This is a genomic window from Bradyrhizobium sp. (assembly GCF_019242285.1).
Lineage (GTDB): Bacteria > Pseudomonadota > Alphaproteobacteria > Rhizobiales > Xanthobacteraceae > Bradyrhizobium.
This window is the reverse complement of sequence record NZ_JAFAVV010000912.1, coordinates 1-10,264: the sequence shown is the minus strand read 5'-3', so window position 1 is coordinate 10,264 and position 10,264 is coordinate 1. Positions and strand designations below refer to the sequence as shown.

At 66.1% G+C, this 10,264-nt stretch carries 11 protein-coding genes; 7 read left to right on the top strand and 4 right to left on the bottom strand.

Annotated features, from left to right (window positions below; translation table 11 throughout):
• The 3 genes from JOY90_RS37545 to JOY90_RS37535 all read right to left on the bottom strand — a co-directional run.
• Positions 1 to 707, bottom strand: a 707-nt coding sequence (locus JOY90_RS37545; RefSeq protein WP_291696132.1) for an ABC transporter substrate-binding protein, incomplete at its 3' end; no start/stop codon positions are given.
• A 265-nt stretch (positions 708 to 972) separates the two neighbouring features.
• Entirely contained in the window at positions 973 to 2,568 is a 1,596-nt protein-coding gene (locus tag JOY90_RS37540) for an ABC transporter substrate-binding protein (RefSeq protein ID WP_291696131.1), read from the bottom strand.
• Between the two features lie 29 nt (positions 2,569 to 2,597).
• Positions 2,598 to 3,206, bottom strand: a complete 609-nt coding sequence (locus tag JOY90_RS37535; RefSeq protein ID WP_291696130.1) for a hypothetical protein — start codon at positions 3,204 to 3,206, stop codon at positions 2,598 to 2,600.
• Between the two features lie 519 nt (positions 3,207 to 3,725).
• On the opposite strand from JOY90_RS37535, the gene minC reads away from it, so the two are divergent.
• The 4 genes from minC to JOY90_RS37515 all read left to right on the top strand — a co-directional run bounded on the left by minC (position 3,726) and on the right by JOY90_RS37515 (position 6,121).
• The gene (gene minC / locus JOY90_RS37530; protein ID WP_291696133.1) at positions 3,726 to 4,415 is read left to right on the top strand and encodes a septum site-determining protein MinC; all 690 of its coding nucleotides are present in this window, start codon (positions 3,726 to 3,728) and stop codon (positions 4,413 to 4,415) included.
• A 37-nt stretch (positions 4,416 to 4,452) separates the two neighbouring features.
• On the top strand, positions 4,453 to 5,268 hold the full coding sequence (gene minD, locus JOY90_RS37525; protein ID WP_291696129.1) for a septum site-determining protein MinD: 816 nt from the start codon (positions 4,453 to 4,455) through the stop codon (positions 5,266 to 5,268).
• Positions 5,265 to 5,555 (top strand): cell division topological specificity factor MinE, encoded by a 291-nt coding sequence (gene minE / locus JOY90_RS37520; RefSeq protein ID WP_291696128.1) that lies wholly within the window; start codon positions 5,265 to 5,267, stop codon positions 5,553 to 5,555. The genes minD and minE overlap by 4 nt, the downstream gene beginning before the upstream one ends.
• Before the next feature lie 140 nt (positions 5,556 to 5,695).
• Entirely contained in the window at positions 5,696 to 6,121 is a 426-nt protein-coding gene (locus JOY90_RS37515) for a GFA family protein (protein WP_291696127.1), read from the top strand.
• A 126-nt stretch (positions 6,122 to 6,247) separates the two neighbouring features.
• Here the strand turns inward: JOY90_RS37515 and JOY90_RS37510 are convergent, their stop codons facing one another.
• Positions 6,248 to 7,807: an AMP-binding protein gene (locus JOY90_RS37510; protein WP_291696126.1), complete on the bottom strand. Its 1,560-nt coding sequence runs from the start codon at positions 7,805 to 7,807 to the stop codon at positions 6,248 to 6,250.
• A 116-nt stretch (positions 7,808 to 7,923) separates the two neighbouring features.
• Here JOY90_RS37510 and JOY90_RS37505 point away from each other — a divergent pair, with 116 nt between their 5' ends.
• The 3 genes from JOY90_RS37505 (at position 7,924) to JOY90_RS37495 (ending at position 10,066) form a co-directional block, all read left to right on the top strand.
• A complete protein-coding gene (locus JOY90_RS37505; RefSeq protein ID WP_291696125.1) occupies positions 7,924 to 8,928 on the top strand; it encodes a nitronate monooxygenase family protein in 1,005 nt (334 codons plus the stop codon).
• Between the two features lie 78 nt (positions 8,929 to 9,006).
• Complete coding sequence (locus JOY90_RS37500; RefSeq protein ID WP_291696124.1) at positions 9,007 to 9,255, top strand: hypothetical protein; 249 nt, start codon at positions 9,007 to 9,009, stop codon at positions 9,253 to 9,255.
• Between the two features lie 118 nt (positions 9,256 to 9,373).
• A complete protein-coding gene (locus JOY90_RS37495) occupies positions 9,374 to 10,066 on the top strand; it encodes a hypothetical protein (RefSeq protein WP_291696123.1) in 693 nt (230 codons plus the stop codon).
• The last annotated feature ends 198 nt before the right edge of the window (positions 10,067 to 10,264 follow it).

The following is a 10,264-nucleotide window of genomic DNA, read 5'->3' as shown; positions in this document are numbered from 1 at the left end:
TTCTCGTAGAGCTGCTTCATGGCATCCAGCGTCCGCGTCGGCTCGTAGCCGTCGTCGGCCGTGTAGAGCTTGATCAGCCGGCCGTTGATGCCGCCGGTATCGTTCGCCTTGGCGAAGGCGGACTCGATGCCGAGCTTGAACATGCGGCCGTTCTCCTTCACGGCGCCGGTGTAGGGGATCACCATGCCCATGCGGATCTCGCGATCGGTGATGCCGTGCGGCAGCGCGCCCGGCAGCGCCTGGGTGGGCGCCACGGCCGCCTGGGCCGCCGTCGGCGCGATGGCTTCGGCGAGTGTGGACGACGGAGGCGGCGCCACGCCGATCGATTGCTCGAGGTCGGCGAGCTGGCGGTCCGCCGATCGGCAATCGAGCTTGCCGCTCGTCACCGAGCCGCGGCCGTCGGAGACGTGGCGGTCGAACAGCCGCGAGACGTCGTCTCGTTCGGCGTCGGTGGAGGACGCCTCCCGGATCACCGCCTGGAACTTGTCGATGATCACCTGGACCCTGGGCCGCGCGATGTTCTGGCAGGCGAGCGCCGAGCCGATGATGGGTCCGACACGGCCCGCGAGATCGCGGACGATGCTCAGATTGTCGCCAGCAGCCGTGCTCGCGTCGCCGACGAGCAGTGCTCCGAACAGAGGGATCACCCAGCGAGCGGTAAGGTACGAACTCCGTTGCCGGGTCGAGTTGAAGCGTTGGATGGACATGGTTCTCTACCGTCCTTGTTGCTGTTTCTTCCTGTTGCGCGATACCGGTCTGGTTCGGGTCGATGGCCGCCGCGCGATGCTACGCAGTGGCCCCAGTGTTGTTGTTATTGGCCTTGCGATCCGATCGTCGGCGGGCTGTGTACGCGGGCCTCGCCGGCTGGAGACGTCCGAACGGGCGCCAGCCGGGAAGCGCAGACGAGCGACGGTCGTGACATAGGGCTATTGGCACGAAGCCGGCCCTTTTACGGGGCCGGCTTCGCAGGGATCATTCGAGATCGATGGATTGGTAGACGCCGTTCTGGTCCAGCATCGTTCCCCAGACCTTGTGCGAGGCCTGGTGCTCGCCGCGGCCGAAGTTCAGCGGTGTGCCGAGACCGAGGTCGAGATTCTTGGTCGCTTCCATGATGTCGACCAGCTTCTCGGTATCGAGCTGCGGGCCGCACCGCCTGAGCGCGTCGATCAGCACGTTCGTCGCCACGAAGCCCTCGAGCGAGATGTAGTCGGGCTTCTCGCCGGGGAAGTACTTCTGCAGCGCGTTCTTGTAGTCGAGCACGATGCTGGAATAACCCGACACCGCGGGCACCGCCTGGGTGACGATGACGTTCTCGGTGAATCTCGGTCCGAGCATCGTCAATTCATCGGCGAGCGACGACGGACCCACGGCGGAGACGCTGGTGTAGATCATGCCGGGGAATAGGTCGTGACTCTTCTCGATGAACTTCGCCACCGGGCGATAGGTCCCGACCGTCACGACGGCGCGGATCGGCACCTTCTGCAGCCGGAGCGTATTGATGGCATCGTCCACGTCGACCGTGTTGCGCTGGTAGGTCAGCTTCAGGACGTTGTCGCTGATGCCGAGCGCGCGATAGGCCCGGGTGACGCCGTTGTAGCCCGAATCGCCATAGGCGTCGTTCTGTCCGAACACCGCGATCTGCCGCGGTGGAATCTTGCGTATCTTCAGCAGGTAGCGCACCGCCTGATCGGCTTCCTCCACGTAGCTTGGCTTGTAGTTGAAGACGTAGCGGTCGGGCGGATCGTTGCGAACGACGGGGGCGCCGGTATGCGGCGCGTAGAACAGCGCGTGATGCTCCAGCGCGTAAGGCGCGGCGATCGCCGCCGTCGGCGTGCCCTGGTTGCCGATGAAGCCGAACACGTTGTCCTTCTCGTAGAGTTGCTTCATGCCCGCGAGCGTCCGCGACGGGTCGTAGCCGTCGTCATAGGCGATCAGCTTGAGCAGACGGCCGTTGACGCCGCCCGAATCGTTCGCCTTTCCGAACGCGGCCTCGATGCCCATCTTGAGCTGTCGGCCGTTCTCCTTCGCCGCGCCGGACAGCGCGACCACGGTGCCGAAGCGGATCTCGCGGTCCGTCACGCCGTGTACATTGGCCGGCGGCAGGGCCTGGGTCGGCGCGGTCGCGGCCTGCGCCGTCGGGGGCGCGATGGCGTCGGCGATCGAAGGCGAGTAGGACGACACGCCGATCGACTGCTCGATCTCGGCGAGCTGGCGGTCGGCCGACCGGCAGTCGACCTTTCCGTTCATCACCGAGCCGCGCCCGTCGGAGACGTAGCGGTCGAACAGCCGCGAAACATCGTCGCGTTCGGCGTCGTTGGACGCGGTCTGCTGGATCACCGTCTGGAACTTGTCGATGATCACCTGGACGCGGGGGCGCGCGATGTTCTGGCAGGCCAGCGCCGAGCCGATGATCGGCCCGAGGCGGCTCGCGAGGTCGCGCACGATGGAGATGTTGTCGCCTGCGGCCGTGCTCGCATTGCCGATGAGCAGGGCGCCGAATAGGGGGATCGCCCAGCGGGCGTTGGCATGGAAGCTTCGCCGCCGGGGTGGTTCAGGACGCTGATGCATTACATTACCGCTTCTGTTGTTGTTGTTCGCTATTGAGCGGTTCCTGCCGGGTTCGTTTTTTGCCGCCACTGCATGAATTGCTGCAGCAGTCTGGGATCGGATTGCTTGTCGGCGGCAGGCTGGGCCTGGGCCTGGTCGGTCGACGCCAACAGCGACTGGAATTCGGCGATCGCCGGCTTGGCGTCCTCGCTCGGCGGACGCTGCGACAGCGCGGCCGAGAACTGCTGCATGGTCGTCGACAGCGAGCTCGAACTGGACGGCTCGGGCTGCCGCGACGACGGGATCATGATGACGAAGAACAGCGCGACCGCGGCCGAGACGCCGATGGCCGCGGCGAGCCGTCCGGCGACTCCGAACATCGCGCCGCGCCGGTCGAGATCGCGCTCCAGCGTCTGCGAGCTGAGCATCACCTGCGGATCGAGGGGACGGCGGAGCGATTCATAGACCGCGCTCTCGAGCTGCGAATCCTGGGGACCGCTCGGCTGGATCGCGCGACCGACGGGCTCGGCCCGCTTGTCCTGCGCCGGCCGTGTCTCCTCGACCGCGGCCAGCCGCGATGCCGGCCGTTCGCGCAAGCGCCGGGGCGCATAGTGCAACGGATCGTGCGGGCCGATCTGCTCTGATTCATTTCCACTCATACGCTACTCCTCCGATTTCCTGCGATTTCCTGCTGTTGCACGCGGTTTGCATTCCTTCGAACGTGCGATGTGCCAAAGGCTCAAGGCGGAGCGGTCCCGCCAGCGGAGACGGCCGCGCTCATTCGTGATGAAGGAAGAAAACGTCGATCGCTGGGCGCGGCGGAAGCCCGTGACGTCATTTGCGTCGGGCTTGAAGCGGAGCCGAGATGTCGCACTGTCATCAACGACCACATTAGGCTACTCGTACCGACCCCAGCGTTTGCACCGCCAAAGCGCGACGCAAAAGTTACCTCACCCCGGCGACGCCTGTGCTCGTCACCGCGATGTGATGCAGCGGCGTCGCGACTATATTAGGTTCGAATCAGGGCAGAACTGCGTTGAGTTTGGGGCCGAGGGGGTAACCCCTTAAGGTTTCGTAAATGCCGGGGTTTTTTGGCGCGATTTCTGAAGGCATTAACTGCGCGTTAACCAAGACCGCCGACTTTTAACCATTCGATAACAAAGGCGAGTCGAAACATGATGGATTCCAGCGCCGAACCGCCACGCCAGCTGATGCGGCTGCGCGGGCGCTCCTATGTTGCATTCGTTTTTTCTCCGGTCGTACCGATCATTGGTTGGCTCAAGGAGATCGACGCAACGATCGCGCGCTCTCCCGGTTTCTTCGTCGGCAAGCCCGTCGTCCTCGACCTGTCGGCGCTCGATCTCAGCCAGTCCGCCATCACCCACCTCATCAAGAGCGTCGAGCAGCGCCAGATTCGCATTCTCGGCATCGAGGGCGTCGATGCCGCCCTGATCGGCGAGGACATGCCGCCGCTGTTGACCGGAGGGCGCCATTGCTACCTGCCGCACGCGCCCGAGAAGCGCGAGGCCAAGCCGCAGAAGACCTCGCTGCTGCTCGACACGCCGGTGCGCTCAGGCCAGTCGGTCAATTTCATCGAGGGCGACGTCACGGTGCTGGGCTCGGTCGGCTCGGGCGCGGAGATCGTGGCCGGCGGCTCCATTCACGTCTACGGCGCGCTGCGCGGCCGCGCGATGGCCGGCGTCAACGGCAACGGCTCGGCGCGCATCTATTGCCAGAAGATCGAGGCCGAGCTGATCGCCATCGACGGCTACTACCAGACGGCGGACGAGATCGACGTGGATCTGCGCGGCAAGCCGGCGCAGGCCTGGCTCGACGGCAAGATCATGCGGGTCACCCCGCTGAACTGAATTTCAAATCGCAAGAGATCCCCAAGAGGAGGCTAGAATGGCGAAAGTGCTCGTTGTGACGTCCGGCAAGGGCGGAGTCGGTAAAACCACCACTACCGCGTCGATCGGCGCGGCGCTCGCGCAGGCGGGACAGAAGGTGGTGGTCGTCGATTTCGACGTCGGCCTGCGCAATCTCGACCTGGTGATGGGGGCGGAGCGGCGCGTCGTGTTCGACCTCATCAACGTCGTGCAGGGCATCGCCAAGCTGCCGCAGGCGCTGATCCGCGACAAGCGGCTGGAGAACCTTTGGCTGTTGCCGGCGTCGCAGACCAAGGACAAGGACGCGCTGACCGAGGAGGGCGTGGGACGCATCATCGGCGAGCTGCGCGAGAACTGCGACTGGGTGCTGTGCGACAGCCCGGCCGGCATCGAGCGCGGCGCCATGCTCGCGATGCGCCATGCCGACGAGGCGGTCATCGTCACCAATCCCGAGGTCTCCTCGGTGCGCGATTCCGATCGCATCATCGGCATGCTCGATTCCAAGACCGTGCGGGCCGAAAAGGGCGAGCGGGTCGAGAAGCACATCCTGATCACCCGCTACGATCCGGCGCGCGCCGCGCGCGGCGAGATGCTCACCATCGACGACATCCTGGAGATCCTCGCGACCCCGCTGCTCGGCATCATCCCGGAAAGCCAGGACGTGCTGCGCGCCTCCAATGTCGGCTGCCCGGTCACGCTGAACAGCCCCTCGAGCGCGCCGGCCCGGGCCTATCTCGATGCGACGCGGCGGCTGCTCGGCGAGACGCTGCCGATGATCGTGCCGGCCGGCCGCAAGGGACTGATGGACCTGCTGCGCGGACGGAGGGCTGCATGAGCATGCTGCGGTTCTTCAACAGGACTCCTGCTCCGGAGCCGGCCCCCACGGCGCCGATCGCGCGGGAGCGGCTGCAGATCCTGCTCGCCCATGAGCGGGGAGCGCGGGGCCAGCCCGACCTCCTGATGCAGTTGCGCGAGGAGATCCTCCAGGTCGTGTCGCGTCATGTCACGCTCGATCCGGACAAGGTCATCGTGCGGATGGAACGCGGCAAGATGGTCTCGACGCTCGAGGTCGACATCGAGGTGCCGAGCGGCATCGAAGGGAAATTCGCCGCGGCGAGCTGAAAATCGGTGATGCAGTGAGTTAGTCTTGCGTAAGCTCCGATCTCCAGGGATACTGGGAAGGACATCGGGGCGGATCAATGGGTGCGCGGCCTTCACTTCCCCTGACCGGCGGGTGCGCCTGCGGCGCGATCCGCTATGAAGTGACAACGTTTCCGCTGCTGCTCTACACCTGCCATTGCACCGACTGCCAGACGAGGTCCGGCAGCGCCTTTGCCCTCAACATGCCGGTCGAGACCAGCGGGCTGCGCTTCGTGACGGGCGAGCCGAAGGGCTGGCATCATCGCTCGCCGAGCGGCGCCGAGGTTGCCTCCTGGTTCTGCGAGGTCTGTGGGACACGGCTCTACGGTTCGCGCCGGAGCCGGCCGGAGACGGTGAACATACGAGCTGGCACGCTCGACGACACCAAATGGCTCGAACCGATCGCGCATTTCTACGGCCGAAGCGCGCAAACCTGGGTGCAACCGGCGCCGGGCGCCGAATGCCACGAGATCGGCCCCTCCGATTTCGGCCCGCTCGCCGCGAAATGGCGCGCGCTCTGGCCGGAGTTTTTTCCGGGGAGCCGCTAACTTTTTACGGCGTCACGAGATCGGTAGGGGTGGGCTAAGCGAAGCGTGCCCACCATGGTCTCGACAGCGTGGTCTTCAATGGTGGGCACGCGTCGCTTTGCCCATCCGACGAATCTTTGCGGCCGGTTACCCCACCATCCTGTCGCGGCCGGCCCAGAAGCCGGCGCGCAGCGCCTTCTTGTCGACCTTGCCGACGCCGGTCATCGGCAGCTCCGTGACGAACTGCACCTGCTTCGGCGCGTGCGCCGAGCCTTTCCTGCCCTTCACCAGATTGATCAGCTCGTCCGGATCGGGGCTCGCGCCTTCGCGCGCCACCACCACCGCGGTGACGGCCTCGCCCCATTTGTCGTCGGGCACGCCGACCACGGCACACATCGCGACGTCGGCATGCTGGCTCAGCACGTCCTCCACCTCGCGCGGAAAGATGTTGAAGCCGCCGGAGACGATCATGTCCTTCTTGCGGTCGAGGATGAAGAGATAGCCGCGCTCGTCGGCGCGGGCGATGTCGCCGGTGTGCAGCCAGCCATTCTTCAGCGTCTCGGCCGTGATGTCCGGCCGCTTCCAGTATCCGGCCATCACATGCGGCGCGCGCACGCAGATTTCGCCGGCCTCGCCGGTCCTGACTTCCTCGTCGTTGTCGTCGAGCACCTTGACCTCGCAGGCGGCGATCGGGAAGCCGCAGGACAACAGCAGTTCCGGCGTCCTTGGATCGTGGTCGGCCTTGCGCAGCACCGAGACCGGATAGCATTCGGTCTGGCCGTAGAGCTGCGAGAACACCGGGCCGATCCGTTCGATGCCCTCGACCAGCCGCGACGGCGACATCGCCGATGCCCCGTAGAGCACGAGCTCGAGCGAGGAGAGATCGGTCCGCGACAGCGCGGGATGGTCGAGCAACACGTAGATCATGGTCGGCACGAACAGGGTGAAGTTGATGCGCTCGCGCGCGATCGTGCTCAGCACCGCCTCGGGATCGAACCCCTTCAGCATGTGCACGGTGCCGCCGCGCATCAATGTCGGCAGCACCTTGGTGCCGGCGACATGGCTGATCGGTGCCACCGTGAGATAGCGCGCGCCGTCCGGAATCTCGAAATCGGCGAGGATGGCGCTGGCGAAGCCGCCATATTCGCGGTGGGTGCGCAGCGCGCCCTTGGATTTCCCGATGGTGCCGCCGGTGTAGTTCAGCGTCGCGACGTCGTCGGCGCCGGCGAAAGAACGTGCGGTGGCGTGACCGGCCTGCTCGATCGCGGCCAGCAGGTCGCGCCCATAGGGCGCAGCGCCGAGCGTGAACACGGTCTTGACGCCTTGCGCCCGCGCGGCGAGCTCGCCACCGCGGTCGCGGAAGGCGGCCGCGTCGACCACCAGCATCTGCGCCTCGGAATCCTCGAGCTGAAACAATTGGTCGTCGAGCGAGCCGAGCGGATGCAGCCAGGTGATCGCGAGCCGCGACAATTGCGCGGCGACGCCGGCGCACCAGGTGTCGGCGCGGTTGGCGGTGAGGAACGCGACGCGCGACCCGGGCGGCAGCGCAAGCTGCATGAACACGCTCTGCATCCGGCCGATCAGGTCGGCCGCGCCCTGGTAGCTCAGCGATCCGCCCGGCCAGGCAAACGCGGTTTGCGACGGATAGCGCGCGAGCGCTCGGAGCGTCTGCGCACAGCCCGGTGGAAAGGCGTTGAGTGGAGTCATGGCGTTCTCCATCCGTCGTCATCCGGGTTTGTGCTTGCGCACATCCCGGAATGACAGGTTTTGTCTTTGGGTTCGATCGTGCCAATGTTCGGCAAACGCTGGCAAGGACTTTCGCTTTGCAAACAGTCGAGCCTCTCGCACGCTTTCACGGCCGCCTCGGCCTGCCCCTGATCGCCGCTCCGATGTTCCTGGTGTCGGGTGTCGAGCTCGTGGCGGCCGCCTGCGCCAACGGCGTGATCGGCGCGTTCCCGACGGTGAACTGCCGCAGCGCCGACATGCTCGAGGGTTGGCTGACTGAGATCGAGATGCGACTGCGCGCGTCGTCGGAAGCGACCGGCAGGGCGGCGGCGCCGATCTGTCCGAACCTGATCGTGCACCGCTCCAATGCACGATTGCGAGAAGACCTCGCCGTGCTGCTTCGCCGCGGATGCGAGGTCGTCATCACCTCGGTCGGCTCGCCGGCGCCCGTGATCGCCCCGCTGCATGACGCCGGCGCCCTGGTCTTCGCCGACGTCGCCTCGATCCGCCACGCCGAGCGCGCGATCGCGGCCGGCGCCGACGGTCTCGTGCTGCTCACCGCCGGCGCCGGCGGCCAGACCGGCTGGCTCAACCCGTTCGCCTTCGTCCGTGCGGTGCGCGCCTTCTTCAACGGACCGCTGGTGCTCGCCGGCGGCATCGCCGACGGAACAGCGCTGCGCGCCGCCGAGGTGCTCGGCTGCGACCTCGCCTACATGGGCACCAAGTTCATCGCCACCCGCGAGAGCATGGCCGATGCGCGCTACAAGGCGATGCTGGTCGCCTCCTCCGCCGACGACGTCCTGCTCACCACGGCCTTCACCGGGCTGCAGACCAATATGCTGAAGCCCTCGATCGTTGCGGCCGGCCTCGATCCCGACAACCTTCCGCCGCACGGCGCGATCGATGTCGGCCATGACATCGACATTGCCGCGCGCGAGGCGCGGCCAAAGCGCTGGCGCGACGTCTGGAGCGGTGGGCATTCGACCTCCGGCGTCACCGACGTGCCTGACGTTGCGGATTTGATCGCGCGCACGGTTGTGGAATATCGCGCGGCAGAGCCGAAGGCCCCGGAGTTTCCCGGGGGTTGTACGACGCCGACTTAACCCGCCATTAACCACGCAGCTCCAACATCCCGATCCGAAAGCCGCCGGGCCAAGGCCCGCCAAGACAGGGGACGGGTGATGGATCTGCAGAAGTTCTTCACGAAGACGCCGGCCACGCTGGAGGAGCTGAGGATGCGGGTCGGCCACGCGCTGCAGCGGCATCCGCTGTGCCGCAATGTCAGGTTCGAGGTGGTCTCAACCCCGCGCACCTCGCGCGGCTCGAACTGGACGGTGAGCCTGCGCTCGGTCGAGCCCGGCGCGGTCTGGGAGGCCTCCGACATCGTCGCCGACATCCAGGCGGCCTATGAGCTGGCGGCCGCGGCCTGACCGGCTCCGGCGGTAATGGAACCTCAAATTTGCCGTCCGAAGGCGCGGTTGGGCCTTAATTAGCCCCAAGTTTTCTCGGAAAGAGGCGACCGTTCGCCCGACCGAAACGGAGAACCGTTTGACGCGAGCCATCACCATCATCGCGCTGACTTGCATTCTCGTCGTCGGCGCGGCTGTCACCAGCGTCCTGTCCCAGAGCAGCATGCAGGCCATTGGCGAGGAGCTGCCGGCCGTCGTCGCCAAGAGCCCGGTCGCCAACCGTGAGGCCAAGCAGGATCGCCTGACGGTCGTCAAGCTCGCGCTGGCCGCGATCGAGCCGTCGCAGACCGTCGAGGTCAGCGAGCCGCTGCGACAGGCCTACGCCTCCTCGAGCCCGGCCGATGTCGATGCGGCGAAAGCCGTCGCCGCGGTCCCCGAGAGCGCGCCGCAGCCGCAAGCCGTTGCGCCTTCGCAGACTGGAACGTCGAAGCCCAAGGTCGTGGCCAAGCCGCCGCTGCAGAAATCCTACGCGTTGCTCAGCGATGTGCAGATCGCCGGCATCAAGGAACGGCTGAAGCTTTCTTCGAGCCAGGAATATTACTGGCCGGCGGTCGAGACCGCGCTGCGCGCGGTCGCCAAGAAGATCCATTCGACCCGCCCGACTGGTGGCGCCGCGAACGGCACGCCGCCGATCGACCCGGATTCGGCCGAGGTCCAGGAACTCAAATCGGCCGCCATGCCGCTGTTGTTCCAGCTCCGTGACGACCAGAAGGAAGAAGTGCGCAAGCTCGCGCGCATCATCGGACTAGACCAGGTCGCCGCGGCGATCTGACCCGGGCGACTTCCTCTCGGCCAACTCGAACGCCGGCCCGCGCATGATGCACCGGCTGGCGTTGTTGTTTAATTGTTCCGCCAGGACTTACGTGGAGCCTGATATCTCCGCCGGTCAGTCTGGTGCATTCGCAAAGCGAATGAACCCGGAATCCATAACCACAGGCGGCAATCCTCGAGCGGGATGGTCGTCGCGAGC

What these genes read in the sequence shown, in the direction of transcription:
- JOY90_RS37540 (WP_291696131.1), bottom strand. Translation starts at nt 2,568, where the DNA reads ATGCATCAGCGTCCTGAACCACCCCGGCGGCGAAGCTTCCATGCCAAC.
- minC (WP_291696133.1), top strand. Translation starts at nt 3,726, where the DNA reads ATGGATTCCAGCGCCGAACCGCCACGCCAGCTGATGCGGCTGCGCGGG.
- JOY90_RS37535 (WP_291696130.1), bottom strand. Translation starts at nt 3,206, where the DNA reads ATGAGTGGAAATGAATCAGAGCAGATCGGCCCGCACGATCCGTTGCAC.
- JOY90_RS37500 (WP_291696124.1), top strand. Translation starts at nt 9,007, where the DNA reads ATGGATCTGCAGAAGTTCTTCACGAAGACGCCGGCCACGCTGGAGGAG.
- minD (WP_291696129.1), top strand. Translation starts at nt 4,453, where the DNA reads ATGGCGAAAGTGCTCGTTGTGACGTCCGGCAAGGGCGGAGTCGGTAAA.
- minE (WP_291696128.1), top strand. Translation starts at nt 5,265, where the DNA reads ATGAGCATGCTGCGGTTCTTCAACAGGACTCCTGCTCCGGAGCCGGCC.
- JOY90_RS37510 (WP_291696126.1), bottom strand. Translation starts at nt 7,807, where the DNA reads ATGACTCCACTCAACGCCTTTCCACCGGGCTGTGCGCAGACGCTCCGA.